A 14,173-nucleotide genomic window follows, 5' to 3' on the forward strand; every position below is an offset into this window, starting at 1 on the left:
TTTGCAAATACCGGAGATTTCGATGAAACACCGCCGCCCGACCGTCGCCGATCTGTTGTCTATAAAGGGTAAGAGGCAACTCACCATGCTGCGCGTTGTCACACTCGAGGAAGCGGAAGCGGCCGAAAAGGCCGGCATCGACCTTGTCTCCGTTCCACCGCAACTGCTTGGCCCCGCCTTCCGCGAGGTGGCCCCATCCGTCTTCGCCTTTCCCGGGCTCGACGATTTCGTAACGACCGAAGATTATCTTCGCGCCGCCTTCCAGGCGATGCGTGCCGACGGCGACGCCGTCTATTGCGCCGCGGGGCTTTCGACAGTCCGACGGCTGCGCGAGGAGGGGATTCCGGTCTGCGGGCATGTCGGGCTGATCCCGTCGAAAGCCACCTGGACCGGCGGCTTCCGTGCCGTCGGCAAGAGTGCCGCGAGTGCGCTCGAGGTTTGGCGCCAGGTGAAGGCGCTCGAGGAGGCCGGCGCGTTTGCCGCCGAGATCGAGGTCGTGCCCGCCGAGGTCGCCTCGGCGATCTCCAAGCGCACGTCACTCCTGATGCTGTCCATGGGTGCCGGCACCGGATGCGACGCCCAGTACCTCTTTGCCGAGGACGTGCTCGGGCAAAACCGTGGCCACTATCCGCGCCATGCCAAGGTCTATCGCAACTTTGCCGCCGGGTTCGATCGGCTGCAGCAGGAGCGCATCGCAGCCTTCCGTGAATATGTCGAGGACGTGCGGTCCGGCGCCTATCCGGAAAAGGTACACCTCGTCGGCATAGCGCCGGAGGAGCTTGAGGGTTTTCTGAGTAGGATCGACGCACAGGATCAGACCGTTTCTCGCGCAGGATAACAACGGCTCGGCACTCCGGGACGGCAGAGCAAGGACAAACCATGCACACTTACGTTTTGACGGTCACCTGCAAATCTACCCGCGGCATTGTCGCGGCGCTTTCCGGCTATCTCGCTGAACAGAGCTGCAACATCATCGACAGTTCGCAGTTCGATGATCTCCAAACCGGCCTGTTCTTCATGCGCATTAGCTTCATCTCGGAGGAAGGCGTTGGCCGCTCCGCGATTGAGGAAGGGCTGAAGCCGATTGCCGCGAAATTCGCGATGGAAACGGCGCTCCACGACCAGTCAGAGCGCACCAAGGTGCTCTTGATGGTATCGCGCTTCGGCCATTGCCTGAACGACCTGCTCTATCGCTGGAAGATCGGCGCGCTGCCGATCGAGATCGTCGGCGTCGTCTCCAACCACTTCGACTACCAGAAGGTCGTCGTCAATCACGATATCCCCTTCCACCACATTCCGGTCACCAAGGCCAACAAACCGCAGGCCGAAGCCCGGATCATGGACGTGGTCGAGCAGACCGGCACGGAGCTGATCGTGCTTGCCCGCTACATGCAGATCCTGTCGGACCAGATGTGCAGCACGATGTCCGGCCAGATCATCAACATCCACCACTCCTTCCTGCCGTCCTTCAAGGGCGCCAACCCATACAAGCAGGCCTATGAGCGCGGTGTGAAGCTGATCGGCGCGACGGCGCACTATGTTACCGCGGATCTCGACGAAGGCCCGATCATCGAGCAGGACATCGCCCGCATCACCCATGCGCAGTCGGCTGAGGACTATGTCTCGATCGGCCGAGACGTCGAAAGCCAGGTGCTGGCCCGTGCCGTGCACGCGCATATCCACCACCGCACCTTCATCAACGGCAACCGCACCGTCGTCTTCCCGGCAAGCCCGGGGAGTTACGCGTCGGAAAGGATGGGGTGAGGCATGGCCCAAATTTTATACGGAAAACCGATCGCAACCGCTGTTATCAATGCTGTAAAGGCAGGCGCTGCTTCGCTCCAAGAGACCACCGGCATCGAAACGGGTCTCGCAGTCATTATGGTTGGGGATGACCCAGCAAGTCACACCTATGTCAATGCGAAAAGCAAGATGGCCAAGCAGTGTGGCTTCCGATCTGTGCAACATATCCTGTCCATCGAAACTTCGCAGGAAGAGCTCTTGGCGCGCGTGGCGTCGCTCAATGCGGACAAGACGATTCACGGAATTCTCGTTCAGCTCCCATTGCCGAAGCATCTCGACGCAGAATCAATCATCCAGGCGATCCACCCGGAGAAGGACGTAGATGGTCTTCATGTCGTGAACGCTGGAAAGGTAGCGATCGGCGATCTCAAAACGGGTCTGGTCTCTTGCACACCAGCTGGCGTTATGGTGCTCATTCGGCACGTCCACGGAGACGATCTTTCCGGCCTTAATGCTGTTGTAATCGGTCGGTCGAACCTTTTTGGAAAGCCGATGGCGCAACTGTTGCTCAACGCGAACGCCACCGTGACAATCGCCCACTCCCGTACGAGGGATCTGCCGGAGATATGCCGGAAGGCAGATATTCTGGTCGCGGCGGTCGGTCGCCCCGAGATGGTTCAGGGCGACTGGCTGAAGCCCGGCGCTACGGTAATCGATGTTGGCATCAACCGGATCCCTGCGCCCGAGAAAGGCGAAGGCAAGACGCGGCTTATCGGTGATGTTGCTTTCAAGGAAGCTGAGCAGGTCGCTGCCGCCATCACGCCCGTTCCGGAAGGTGTCGGCCCCATGACAATCGCGATGCTCATGGCCAACACCCTAAAGGCCGCTCAAAATTCAATCGATGCTTCCTGTCCTGAGAGTGGCATGGACCTGTCGCAACAACGTCAACAAGGACATGGTTGCAGTCGAGGAAATCTTCCGCCTGCAGAACATGGATCAGGTCAAGGCGGACGAGAAGGCGTTTCTGGCGTAGCGACGGACAAGTGATTCAATAACAGCGAAGCCCCCCTGCAGAAATTGACAAGGGGAGGTGACGAAATGCGAGCGAGTACGGACATTCGTCGCAATCGACAATGGTTCGCCCCACCACCGATGAGATCGGCGCGCGGGCGAAAGTTTAGGATGTCGCACTGCACTTAATCGTAAGAATGCGGCCGTTCACGCTTGACCGCTGCACTTAATTTGAGAATGACGTCGCTTGGATTCTCAAATTAACTGCAATATTGAGACTTCAGACGCTGCGCGGCTCGTGAGGCTATCTAACTGAAATTAATGGAATATTCTGAAGAGAGTGACGCCTAGGCGCCCACACCTGTCAGCAACGAGCAAGAGCCAACGTTGTGTGGATCGTTTCTCAAATTAACTGCAGTGGTCGGCACCGAATTCTCAAATAAACTGCACGTTATCAAATTAAGTGCAAAGCTAACTCATTGAAATCACTGACTCGGCATTCTTATAATTAACTGCAGCGCGACAATAGGGGCCGCAGAAATAGACCGGCCTTGTGATTGCGAAGGGTTTCGGGCGGGATGGAATCAACTAGATCAGTGAGGCTGGACGCGAGGAGGGTGTGACGGTCGATGTGATCAGCTCCTATCGGCGCCCGCCTCGACCGACAGGCGACGTGCTTCTACACGAGACCTTTGCTACGTTCACTGGACACGGGTGCCGACGACTAACCCTCCACCCTGCCGCTCTCGATATAGGTGGCGCCGCCGACCTGAACACGGCGAAGAACCTGGCGGAATCCGCCGAGCTTAGCTTCGAAGACTTCATTCCGGACGTCTGCAGTCGCCTGCGCTGTCTGTAGGAGCACCTCGTGAAGGACGCGGCCGGTCATTGTGTTCGGCTCGGCAATCCCGAGAAGGTGGAGAATGGTCGGAGCAAAATCGCAGATGCCAGAGGGAATTGTGGAGACGGAACCGGGCCCGACAAATGCCGAGCCGGCGACTATGCCGACTGCGGCGAGTTCCTTCGGATGCAGTCCGCCATGGACGCCCAGCCCGGTGCGGCGATCATTGTCATAGAACGTTCCGCCGATGAGGCCAAACGGATCGACGCCGTCATCGGCCCGGAAGGAAAAGGAGACGTCCGGGGCACGAGGATGATCAGCAAAGACCAGATGGCTGCCAAGGCTGCCGGGCGCAATGCCCTCAGTTTCGTTCTTTGCACGTGTGAACACCGGTCCACACCACGGCTCGCTCGTAATCATTGCCACCAACCGCGCGATCTGTTCGGTGCTGGGGTCCGCGAGATAAAGCGCGCCGACCTGACCAGGGACGACAACGACATCGGCATCCGGTGCGGGTGCGGTACCAGGTCGGAAGCCGGCATCACGCAGACTGTCGATCACCGAAACACGTGTTTGACCCGTGACGTGACCATGGTCCGAGATCGCGATGATCTGCACGCCTTCGGTGCGCCCTTCCGCCTCCCACCAGTCAAGCACACGCCCGAACTGTCGGTCGCAATCGGCGATAATGCCACGCGTCGCCTCGGCGCCGGTGCCATGAAAGTGCGAGGTGATGTCGGGTTCGCCATAGGAAAGAACCGTGACGTCCGGTCGGTATTTCGGCCAGACCACCTCAAGAAAGGCCGAGGTGATCCAGTCCTGCCCGGCCGTGTCAGGCTCGGTCCCGGGCGGCGCTGGCTGTAGCGGCCCAACAACGGCTTCAGCTTCCGCCAATGCATCGTTGGGCGTGCAGGCCTCCTGAAAATGTCCGGAAAGTCGAACATGCCCGAAATCCTCCGCCTTGTGATGGAAGAAGCGTGTCGTGCCAGGTGTGTTGGTGGCCAACACGGCCATGCTGCGCCCAGTTGCAGCGAGGATCTCGCCGAGCGCCGGCACAGACAGCAGTCGTCCACCGCTTTCCAGGTCGAGCTTTCGCAGGAGCACGGCGTCTGACGTATCGATGTAGCGCGGCGGTTTAACAGACCGGTCGACATACTGGTTTCCCACCATGCCATGGCGCCCTGTCGTGGCACCGGTAACAAGACTAGGGAAGGCTGAGCGGGTTTCGCTGGGGTAGATCGTCCGATGCTCCGACAGCGTAACGCCCAGGGACTGCAAGCGGCAGAGGTTCGGCGTCAAGTCGGAAGAGACGAGGTCGGGGCGAAGGCCGTCGAAGCTGATGATGAGAAATCGCATATTGTCCTAACTCTTGTTGCCGAGGTGGTTGCGTAGGAATGCGTCAGTCGCATATCGCCAGTTCGCGCGACAATGTCCAACCAGCGTCCACTGATCGCGCGCCGACAGTAAACTGATCTTCGAGCATGAATGCGCCGAGGCCTCGGATATACCAGGGCAACTCATAGGCGAGGACCATGCCAGGTTCGATCTCCGTTGTTTCATCCGCCGCGATGAACGGCCATTCCTCGACAAACACCGAAGCCCCGAGGCCGTGGCCAAAATGGCCGCGGCAGTACATGTCAAAGCCCTGAGCATGCATGGTCTTCATTGCCGTTGCATGGACCTCACGCAACGGCACGCCGGGACGGAGGCGTTCCAAGCCGGCTTCAAAGGCGTTGCGCAGAGCGCCGTAGATTGCCTGCTGATCAGCGCTTGGCCAACCAAGCACGGCGGTGCGCGCGCAATCAGAGGTGTAACCGTCAACGACGCAGCCAAGATCAAGACGGATAACGTCTCCGCGTTCGGCTGGACGACCTTTGCCGGTCGCGCCAGGTCCGATCGTGATGCCGCCGTTCGCCAGGACCGGGCCGTTATATCCGAGTTCGGCTGCGCATTGCGCAGAGGCCGTCCGGAAAACCGAAAGCAGTTCGTCCGCGGTACAGCCGGGCCGGATGTGGGCGATGGCAGCTGCCGTGCCAGCCTCGGCAGATTGGCCAGCGAGTTTCAGCCGCTCGATTTCGGCGATGGACTTGATCATTCGCAGGCGACTGACGAGTTTCGAGGCATCCGACCAGCGAACATTGGGGCAGCTTTCATTGAAGCAGGCCTGATCTGCAACCGGCAGGAAGGCGTGCTCGGTACCGAGCCGCGCAGTTGAAAGCCCGCGGCGAGCCAGGGTCCCCGCAAGCAGCGCAAATGTCTGTCTGCGGTCAAAGTTTGCTGGTCTTTGATGCACTTGCTCTGGCGGGCGAGCGGCCGAGAGCCGCTCCGTGAGTTGCCCATTCGGGACCTTACTGATGTCGATCAGATCGACCCAGACCGGAAAGGTGATGATGTCGTCAATTCCGGAAGCGGTTCGAAACTCTTCAGCGTAGAAATCGCCGACAATAGCCGTGAGGGGCTCTCTCGAATCCGCAGGCACGATCACGAAGACAGCGCCTGCCCGTCGCCAGCCGGCAGCGCCGCCTGGACGTGCTCCCGTGCCATAAATGATCGACTCGGGTTGGATCAGCACGATTCCGTCCAGCCCTTCCTGCTCCATGAGGATCTGGGCACGCTGGCGATTGAGTGGGCGGAGAAAGGCCATGGGATGTTCCTGTTCGAGAAAATGGTCTAAATCGGCGCCGCCGAGACCTGGGCCGCCGCAGCTGAGGCGGAAAATCGCGTCGGTCTGTAAGCTTCGAAGTCCGCTGACGTTCTGCCGTGCAGGATTTCCTCCACCGCGGCACGACCGATCAGCGGACTCAGGGAAATTCCGGAATGCAGGACCGCCAGATGGTAGCCAGCAACACCTGGCAGAGGGCCAAAGACGGGCTTTCCGTCGGTAGGATAAGGTCTGACGGTGATCCTCACCGAGGCGATCTTGACGTCCCGCACGGTCGGAAGAACGGTTTGCACCAGTCTTGCGATTTCCTCAGCGCCTTCCTTCCCCGCATCCGGCGCGTGGATATCATTGAGCGTCTGATCAGCGGACTTTGCGTGTAAAAGCAGACGGCCCGCACCCTCCGGCTTGATATAGATATTCGGCGCCTTGATGACCCTGCTGATATTGTTGCGGGTCACGTCTGTGGTCACGGTCATTCCCGGTCGCCAATCCAGCGGGACGGAATATCCGAGGCGAATTCCAATGGCGTTGGACGCGCGGCCCGCGCAATTGATGACATAGTCGGCTTCCATTTCGCGTCCGTCACCAAGCCTTACACCTGCGACCCGACCCGAACGTTCCAGGAGATCTGCGACTCGGGCTTCGACAAGGGTCGTCCCGCGGCGCTCCGCTTCCCGCATAAGCACGTGGCGGTACACGACGGTATCGACAGCGCCATCCGTCGGATAATATACGGCTTCACAGCCTTCCAAACTCGATCGGGAAACATCCGGCTCCAGGGCAAGCACGTCGTCGGCACTTAACAACTCGATCGGATGGCCATAGGAACGCAGCCGATCGAGCCGCGCGGCATGGTTCTTTGCTTTCTCGGTATTCGCTGGCCACCACTCGAGGGCGCCCGTAAGCCTTAGCCAGTTCGCATGGCCGATCTCGTCGCCGAGTTCACGATGAGCCGAGTTTCCACGCATCAGGAGGCGGTAGTAATCCTCTGGATTTTTGTCGTGGCAATTCAGCCAGGCAAAGCTGGCTAAGGTCGCTCCACCTCTCAACCCCTCGGGATCGACGACCGTAACGCTCGCACCCTCTTTGGCCAGGTGATAGGCAACAGAGCAACCGATTGCGCCCGCTCCGATAACAATTATTCTCATTTATAAACCCTGCGATCTGTTTGATCCTCTTGCCGCTGATACGGCTGCAGCCTCCGCTGCGTTCCCGCATCACTGCAGTCCCTTGTCCAGCCGGTCGCGCAGCCAGTCGCCCAACAAACTGATCGAGAGCGTTGTCGTGACGATCAGCACAGCAGGCGCAAACATGATCCAGGGCGCACGGGTCATATACTCCCGGCCATAGCCGACCATATTGCCGAGGCTCGTCAGCGGGGGCTGAACGCCAAGGCCCAGGAAGGACAGGCTGCTTTCCATGAGGATGATCTCCGGGAAGCTGAGCGTCATGGAAACAATGAGCGTCGATGAGATATTCGGGAGGATATGCCGCAAATATACCCGCGTCGGGCTCGCACCCAATTGACGAACAGCGCCGGCATAGCCTTGCGCACTGGCTGAGATCGCAAGCCCGCGAGAGATACGGGCATAACGCTCCCAGCCGTAAAGCCCCATCAGTCCGATGAATAACGGCAAAGCGTTGCCGAAAAACGCAAGCACCGACAGGGAGAGGATGAGGAACGGCATGGCCGCCTGGAAGTCGGCGAGCATCAGGATGAATTGCTCGACGCGACCACGAAAGTGGGCCGCCGCAAAACCCATCGTCGTGCCAAAGCAAGCCGAAATCAGCGTCGCCCCCAGTGCGACCAGAACCGAGATACGAACGGACACGATCAATCGCGACAGAATATCGCGTCCCAGTTCGTCCGTTCCGAGCAGATGCTGCGGGTGGAATGGCGAGGCCAGCCGGTTCGGCAGATCAAGAGCGGTGTATTGGTATGGGGTGATTTGATCGGCGAGCAGCGCTACGGCGACGATAAGAACAATCCAGAGCAAGCTAGCGATGACGGATAATGGGATCCGACGGTGTTTAGTGTTCTTCCGCTTGCCAGCTGCTGTTTCGGTCACTTTTTCCATCATGTTCATGTCTCAGTGTCCTCCGGTCGAGTTGGCTTCGGCCAGGCGCGGATCGAGAAAGCCGTAGAGAAAGTCCACGACGAGATTGGAAAGCACCATTGCGACAGCGACCAGCAGGAGAATGCATTGCACGACCGCTAAGTCCCGCGCTGTCACCGATACGACCAGCAGATTGCCAAGACCCGGCCAGGAGAACACGCTCTCGACCACGACCGCACCCGCGATCAGGTTGCCAACCATAAAGCCGACAATCGTAACAGTTGGAATTGCGGCGTTCGGTAGCGCGTGACCACGTACAACCGCAGCCCAGGGGATTCCCTTGGCACTGGCAGTGCGGATGTAGGGTTGCCCCAGCACTTCCAGCATCGCGCTTCGCACGAAGCGGGCGAGTACGGCGGCGCCGCCAACGCCGAGAGTGATAATCGGCAGGATGAGATGCAGTAGACTGCCCGTGCCGCCGGTCGGCAGCCAGGCAAACCAGATTGACAGAACTTGAACCAGGACGAGTCCGAGGATAAAGCTTGGCACGGTGTAGCCGGCGACCGCCGTGACCATGACGGCGCGGTCGATGGCGCTGTCCCGGTGCAAAGCGGCATAGATACCCGCTGGAATGCCGATCGCCAATTTCATCAGAAGTGCAGGCAGGGTCAGCATGAGCGTTGCCGGGATACGTCCCAGGACAAGGTCAAGTGCAGGCCCGCCGCCACGCATCGAGCGGCCGAACTCGCCCTGAAAAATCGCTGCGAAGTAGTGGAGATATTGCATCCAGAGAGGCTGATCGAGACCCCACTCCCGGCGAAAGGCGGCCATGGCCTCGGGCGAGGCATCGTCGCCCATGATACTGCGGGCTGGATCTCCGGAAAGCCTGAGCACGATGAAGGCAAATGTGACCACCAGCGCGATTGTCAGAACGGCACGGAGGATACGGATAGCAGCGAACCGAAGCATTAGATTCCAACCTCCTTGGTCGGTTGGGCGGCATCGACGGCATGACAGGCGACGGAGCGTCCGTCCGGCAGCGTTGAGGATGTGGGGGAGAGGCTCATGCACTCCGGCCGCACAGCGGGACAGCGAGGGTGGAACGCGCAGCCGCTCGGACGGGCCGCAGGATTGGGTGGTTCGCCTTTGAGGATGATGCGCTCACGCGTGCGCCGGCCTGCAACAGGGACTGCCGACACTAGAGCCTTGGTGTAAGGGTGAGTAGGGTTCGAGAGCACAAGATTTGTCTCGCCATATTCGACGATGCGACCCAGATACATCACAGCAATACGCTGACTGATCTGGCGAACCACTTTCAAGTCGTGACTGATAAACAGAAGACTGAGACGCAGGTCCTTTTGGAGGTCCATGAGAAGGTTCACCACCTGGGCCTGGATCGATACGTCGAGAGCCGAGACCGGCTCGTCGCAGACCAGCAACGCCGGTTGCATGATCAGCGCCCGGGCGAGAACAGCCCGCTGACGCTGCCCACCCGACAACTGATGCGGCAGACTTGCGGCATGACTGGTATTCAGGCCGACGGCGTCGAGCATCGCCAGCGCCTTGTTGTTGCGCTCCGACGCAGATCCGATGTCGTGAATGTCGAGAGGTTCGCGGACCTGATCGAGGATGGACAGCCGGCGGTCCAGCGCGGCGAGTGGATCCTGGTAGATCATCTGCATTTGCGTGCGCATGCGGCGCCAGGCTGGTGTATCGGTGGTCGGCAGTTCAGACCCGCGGAAGAGCACATATCCGCTGTTCGGCCGTTCAAGACCAAGCGTGATCCGTCCTGTCGTTGATTTTCCCGAACCGGATTCGCCGACGAGCGCCAGCGTCTGCCCCTGTTGCAGCGACAGCGACACCTCATCGACGGCATGGACAGGCACCTTTCTTGCGAAGAGACCCTGCCGCGTCGAATAGCTTCGGGAAATGCCGTGCAGTTCAAGAATGTTTTCAGTCATGCCAGCACGCTTTTGTTGACTTTCGGGGATTGCTGGGCCTCTGTGGCGGCCCCTGCAACGCAGGCGGAGAAATGGCCGGCATCGGTTTGCGTGAGCGGTGGAACAGCTTCTTCACAAACCGCCAGACGTTGCGGACAGCGGGGCGCAAACGGGCATCCCCGAGGCATGTTTGCCGGCTCCGGCACCTGTCCTTCGATGGGTATGAGCCGATGCAACGCACCTTCGAAAGGCGGTAAGGCTGCAAGGAGACCTTTCGTATAGGGGTGCTGCGGACTCGCAAAGATGGAGTCTGGCGGCGCCGTCTCGACGACGCGGCCGCCATACATCACCATGATGCGTTCGCAGGTCTCGGAAACGATGCCGAGATCGTGGCTGATGAGGACAAGAGCCATGCCCGTCTCGCGACGAATGGTGGTCAGGAGATCCAGTATCTGAGCCTGGATCGTAGCGTCGAGCGCGGTTGTCGGCTCGTCGGCAACCAGGACGTCCGGTTTTCCGGCGAGCGCCATGGCAATCATGACCCGCTGGTTCTGGCCGCCAGACAGCTCATGGGGATAGGCGTCGAGCCGGCGCGCCGCGTCCGGCAGGCCCACGAGGTCAAATAGACGTTTCGTTTCCGCCCGAATGCTCGATCCCGACACCCCCTGATGTCGCGCGAGAACTTCGCCAACCTGTCGGCCAATCCGGATGACAGGATTGAGCGCGCTCGACGGATCCTGAAAGATCATCGCCACGCGCCCGCCCCTGATCCGGTCGAGCCGCGTGGCTGCTGCGCCCAGCATTTCCTCCCCGTCCAGACGGACGCTTCCTGACACGGTGGCCGTGCGCGGCAGCAGCCCGAGGGCGGCAAGCCAGGTGACGGACTTGCCGCTCCCTGACTCGCCCACAATACCAAGTGACTCGCCCCGTGAAAGCGTGAGGTCGATCCCCCGAATGACCCGCACACCGCTGAAGTCGACGGCCAGGCCCTCGATCGTAAGCAATGCTCCCGACGACGAAGTCGCGGGGAACGCGGATGCTGGTGCGGTACCGACGAGATGTTGCACCGCCGTTCCTCCTAGCGTGGTCATCAGTTCTGCGTATAGGCAGCGTTGAAAGGACCGAAGTTCAGGTCGAGTGTCTGACCCGGGCCCCAGGCGATGTCCTTGCGCTTGCCGTAGAACTGACCTGAACCGTGCAGAATGACGCAGGGTGGGTTGCCGTGATCGATAGTTTCCAGCATCCTGCGGATGATCGCGCGCCGGTCGGCCGGCTCCACCGTTGATTTGAGTTTCTCGCCAAGAGCGAAAAACTCCTTGTCTTGCCAGATGCCCAGCTTGGGAAGCTCGCCGTTTGGACCCAAAAGTCGCCACGCGTGGGCGAGCAAGTCCGGGAAAATAGCCGTAGTCGAATTGTCATAGATCGCGTTGATCGGCTTCTTTTCAATCTGGGCGAAATTCTCCATCATCTGGATTTCGACATTGAGGCCCACCGCCCGCCACATCTCGACCATGATCTGCGCGCTTGCGACCTGATTGGGATAATAGTTGTTCAGAAGCTTGTAGGCGATCGTCTCGCCCTTGTAGCCGCTTTCGGTGAGGAGTTTGCTTGCCAAATCGGGATCGTAGGCGAGAGCGGGAAAGTCCTCAATGTACCCCTCTCCGAAGCTGGGGAACTGGAAGCCGTTCGGGATCGGCACCCGGCTCTGCCACAGTGCTTCGACCAACGCCTTGCGGTCGAGCGCCAGGCTAAGCGCTCGCCGCACGCCAACCTGAGAGAGAACGGGTCCCGTCGTATCGATCGCTAGGCAGCGTATGTTTTGGACCGCACCACCAGCGACTTCGAGCCCAGACTGTCTTTCGATCTCAGCGAACAAATCCGGTGAAAGATCGGTGATGAAATCGACTTCCCCGGCGGCAAGCGCGTTCATCCGCGAAGCAAGCTCCGGAATGATCCGGTATTCGATACCCGCGTATGGCGGCTCTCCGCCCCAGTACGCATCGAAGGCGGCCAGGACGACGTTCACGTCAAGCGTCTGACTGACGATCCGATATGGACCCGTACCGACGGGCGCTTGGATCCACTTGTCCCAGGATCCGGCTGCGTCGAAAGCGTGGCTGCTGACGATTTCCGATGCCCAGGAAGCAAGACGCTTTTCCAGGAGCGAATCATCGCCCTTGGCGCGCACGATGACGGTGTGGTCGTCGACGATCTCAACGCGATCAACGGTATCGAGCGTCTGCATGGCGACGGTCTTGCCGGCCTTGCCGGGGCCAAGCAGATGGTCTGGGCTGAGTGAAAACGCGACGTCGCGGGAGGTGAAAGGACTTCCGTCATGAAAGGTCACGCCTTTGCGGAGGAAAAGGCGCAGCGCCGTCGCGTCCACTCGCTCCCAGCGCTCGGCGAGCGCCGGACGCAATGCCATTTTTTCTGTCTGATCAAAGCCAATAAGCGTATCGAACATCTGCGGGACGACGCGTCGCGTGGCTGTACTGTTGTCGAGGGCTGGGTCAAGGGCCGCTGGGAAGCGGGACATACCCACCTTGAGCGTGCGCCGATCGTTCCCCTGTGCTGCGGCGAAACGCAGTCCGGTCACGGATATCAAACCGCCTGCCGCAGCGGCAGCCAGTATATTGCGCCTTGTAAATGTCAGATCACGCATGTTGTCCATTCCCATCTGAGTTTTTGCCGCACAAAGCTTGGCATCTTGTTAAGGGCGCTCTGGGCACTTCAATGAGGTGCACCGGTGTTCGGTCGGGACCATCCGCCGGTTTTGTTACGGAGCGATGACAATCATCGAATAATGCGATAGCAAACCTGCGTATCTGGATGGGTTCGAACCATGTTTAGGAGAGACAGGCTTGGCCGACGAAAAGGATCTTTCACTCAATGCGGTGCGGGCGTTTGTACAGGTCGCACGAGACAACAGTGTCACGCGGGCTTCGAAGACACTCGGCATTACCCAGAGCTCCGTCAGCCGCCGTCTTGCGGTGCTGGAGGAGTATTTTGGGGCAAAGCTGATCGAGCGGCGCGGCCGCCAGAGCCAGTTGACGGATTTCGGGCGACTGTTCGCCGATGCCGTCGCCGCACCGCTTGATACCATTCTCTTCACCGCAAAGTGGATGCGTCGCAGCGACAGGACGGACGCCAATCGTCTCGTGGTGCGGACGTCGCTTTCCACCTTCGCCTATACGGTTCCGATCCCCAATTTGCGCGAGTTCTCCTCATCAGTACCTTGTCCGCACCCGCTTCGACCGACAGGTTCGACGTACTGTTGCCCCGAGACCTGATGTTGACCGAGCCAGCCCCATTATGCGCAGCGGTTGCCGGACTGGACTTCTGCCGTTCAAGGCGTGGCCGCCTATCTTGATGGTCAACCACGCCATGGCGGTAAGGTCGGCGTTCTCGGAATCTCCCTTGGCGCGCAAATCGCTTCGGCCGCCTCGGTCGGGCGCGCCGATATTGACGCTCTGGTGCAAATCGATGGCGGTTTCCCGAATGGCTATTCGCAGCCTGTCCGCTCATTGCCGCCCCTGCATTTGATTTGGGGCAGCACCGACCGGACCTTGCCGATAAAGACGGGTTTACTATGTTACACGTCGCGGGCTCAGAATGGGCACCTTCAGATTATCAGGAAACTGGTTGCTGCCGGCGCAGAGGTCAACGCGATAGATCGTTACGGAAACGGACCGCTATGGACTGCAAGCAGGCAGGCGAGCTTGGCTATTGCGACAGAGCCAGTATTCGAAATTGTAGAGCTGCTTTTGAGAAGTGGGATGCCCGGTGCTACCAGCCGTGATCACCGCGCTCCAGGAAAGAAGTTGAGCGATTGGCGGCTCGGATGAACCATGCAGGTCTGCCCCACGAGTGCGGAAAGGTTGCTGTAATTTTTTAACGCAAGCCATCGATACAGCAACCT

At 59.7% G+C, this 14,173-nt stretch carries 12 protein-coding genes and 1 pseudogene; 5 read left to right on the forward strand and 8 right to left on the reverse strand.

Going from position 1 to position 14,173, the window contains the following annotated elements; all coding sequences use genetic code 11:
• The first annotated feature begins 22 nt into the window (after positions 1-22).
• From BLM14_RS26780 to folD, 3 genes and pseudogenes are all read left to right on the forward strand, one after another.
• Positions 23-838: a 3-methyl-2-oxobutanoate hydroxymethyltransferase gene (locus tag BLM14_RS26780; RefSeq protein WP_100003113.1), complete on the forward strand. Its 816-nt coding sequence runs from the start codon at positions 23-25 to the stop codon at positions 836-838.
• A gap of 41 nt (positions 839-879) precedes the next feature.
• Positions 880-1,764, forward strand: coding sequence for a formyltetrahydrofolate deformylase (gene purU, locus BLM14_RS26785; protein WP_100003114.1), 885 nt, complete (start codon positions 880-882; stop codon positions 1,762-1,764).
• A 3-nt stretch (positions 1,765-1,767) separates the two neighbouring features.
• Positions 1,768-2,661 (forward strand): annotated as a pseudogene (folD, locus tag BLM14_RS26790) (bifunctional methylenetetrahydrofolate dehydrogenase/methenyltetrahydrofolate cyclohydrolase FolD); the annotation flags it as partial.
• Positions 2,662-3,478: 817 nt separating this feature from the next.
• On the opposite strand, the gene BLM14_RS26795 reads toward folD, so the two are convergent.
• The 8 genes from BLM14_RS26795 to BLM14_RS26830 all read right to left on the reverse strand — a co-directional run bounded on the left by BLM14_RS26795 (position 3,479) and on the right by BLM14_RS26830 (position 12,916).
• The gene (locus tag BLM14_RS26795; RefSeq protein ID WP_100003116.1) at positions 3,479-4,951 is read right to left on the reverse strand and encodes an alkaline phosphatase family protein; all 1,473 of its coding nucleotides are present in this window, start codon (positions 4,949-4,951) and stop codon (positions 3,479-3,481) included.
• A 43-nt stretch (positions 4,952-4,994) separates the two neighbouring features.
• Entirely contained in the window at positions 4,995-6,239 is a 1,245-nt protein-coding gene (locus BLM14_RS26800) for a M24 family metallopeptidase (protein ID WP_100003117.1), read from the reverse strand.
• A gap of 26 nt (positions 6,240-6,265) precedes the next feature.
• Positions 6,266-7,405: an NAD(P)/FAD-dependent oxidoreductase gene (locus BLM14_RS26805; RefSeq protein ID WP_100003118.1), complete on the reverse strand. Its 1,140-nt coding sequence runs from the start codon at positions 7,403-7,405 to the stop codon at positions 6,266-6,268.
• Between the two features lie 69 nt (positions 7,406-7,474).
• Positions 7,475-8,338, reverse strand: coding sequence for an ABC transporter permease (locus BLM14_RS26810; RefSeq protein ID WP_162293271.1), 864 nt, complete (start codon positions 8,336-8,338; stop codon positions 7,475-7,477).
• Positions 8,339-8,347: 9 nt separating this feature from the next.
• Positions 8,348-9,283 (reverse strand): ABC transporter permease, encoded by a 936-nt coding sequence (locus BLM14_RS26815; protein WP_100003120.1) that lies wholly within the window; start codon positions 9,281-9,283, stop codon positions 8,348-8,350.
• On the reverse strand, positions 9,283-10,275 hold the full coding sequence (locus BLM14_RS26820) for an ABC transporter ATP-binding protein (RefSeq protein WP_100003121.1): 993 nt from the start codon (positions 10,273-10,275) through the stop codon (positions 9,283-9,285). The genes BLM14_RS26815 and BLM14_RS26820 overlap by 1 nt, the downstream gene beginning before the upstream one ends.
• Positions 10,272-11,345: an ABC transporter ATP-binding protein gene (locus BLM14_RS26825; RefSeq protein ID WP_100003122.1), complete on the reverse strand. Its 1,074-nt coding sequence runs from the start codon at positions 11,343-11,345 to the stop codon at positions 10,272-10,274. Before BLM14_RS26825 ends, BLM14_RS26820 begins: the two co-directional genes overlap by 4 nt.
• The gene (locus BLM14_RS26830; protein WP_100003414.1) at positions 11,345-12,916 is read right to left on the reverse strand and encodes an ABC transporter substrate-binding protein; all 1,572 of its coding nucleotides are present in this window, start codon (positions 12,914-12,916) and stop codon (positions 11,345-11,347) included. The genes BLM14_RS26825 and BLM14_RS26830 overlap by 1 nt, the downstream gene beginning before the upstream one ends.
• Before the next feature lie 199 nt (positions 12,917-13,115).
• Here BLM14_RS26830 and BLM14_RS26835 point away from each other — a divergent pair, with 199 nt between their 5' ends.
• Together BLM14_RS26835 and BLM14_RS32200 are read left to right on the forward strand one after the other, a co-directional pair.
• The gene (locus BLM14_RS26835) at positions 13,116-13,544 is read left to right on the forward strand and encodes a LysR family transcriptional regulator (RefSeq protein ID WP_335672094.1); all 429 of its coding nucleotides are present in this window, start codon (positions 13,116-13,118) and stop codon (positions 13,542-13,544) included.
• 33 nt (positions 13,545-13,577) lie between these two features.
• Complete coding sequence (locus BLM14_RS32200) at positions 13,578-14,099, forward strand: dienelactone hydrolase family protein (RefSeq protein ID WP_237143730.1); 522 nt, start codon at positions 13,578-13,580, stop codon at positions 14,097-14,099.
• Positions 14,100-14,173: the final 74 nt, after the last annotated feature.

The sequence above is a fragment of the Phyllobacterium zundukense genome (assembly GCF_002764115.1).
GTDB lineage: Bacteria > Pseudomonadota > Alphaproteobacteria > Rhizobiales > Rhizobiaceae > Phyllobacterium > Phyllobacterium zundukense.

Excerpts from the sequence above, each read along its gene's own strand:
- BLM14_RS26795 (WP_100003116.1), bottom strand. The coding sequence starts at position 4,951 with ATGCGATTTCTCATCATCAGCTTCGACGGCCTTCGCCCCGACCTCGTC.
- BLM14_RS26810 (WP_162293271.1), bottom strand. The coding sequence starts at position 8,338 with ATGATGGAAAAAGTGACCGAAACAGCAGCTGGCAAGCGGAAGAACACT.
- BLM14_RS26830 (WP_100003414.1), bottom strand. The coding sequence starts at position 12,916 with ATGCGTGATCTGACATTTACAAGGCGCAATATACTGGCTGCCGCTGCG.
- BLM14_RS26805 (WP_100003118.1), bottom strand. The coding sequence starts at position 7,405 with ATGAGAATAATTGTTATCGGAGCGGGCGCAATCGGTTGCTCTGTTGCC.
- purU (WP_100003114.1), top strand. The coding sequence starts at position 880 with ATGCACACTTACGTTTTGACGGTCACCTGCAAATCTACCCGCGGCATT.
- BLM14_RS26815 (WP_100003120.1), bottom strand. The coding sequence starts at position 9,283 with ATGCTTCGGTTCGCTGCTATCCGTATCCTCCGTGCCGTTCTGACAATC.
- BLM14_RS26800 (WP_100003117.1), bottom strand. The coding sequence starts at position 6,239 with ATGGCCTTTCTCCGCCCACTCAATCGCCAGCGTGCCCAGATCCTCATG.
- BLM14_RS26780 (WP_100003113.1), top strand. The coding sequence starts at position 23 with ATGAAACACCGCCGCCCGACCGTCGCCGATCTGTTGTCTATAAAGGGT.
- BLM14_RS26825 (WP_100003122.1), bottom strand. The coding sequence starts at position 11,345 with ATGACCACGCTAGGAGGAACGGCGGTGCAACATCTCGTCGGTACCGCA.
- BLM14_RS26820 (WP_100003121.1), bottom strand. The coding sequence starts at position 10,275 with ATGACTGAAAACATTCTTGAACTGCACGGCATTTCCCGAAGCTATTCG.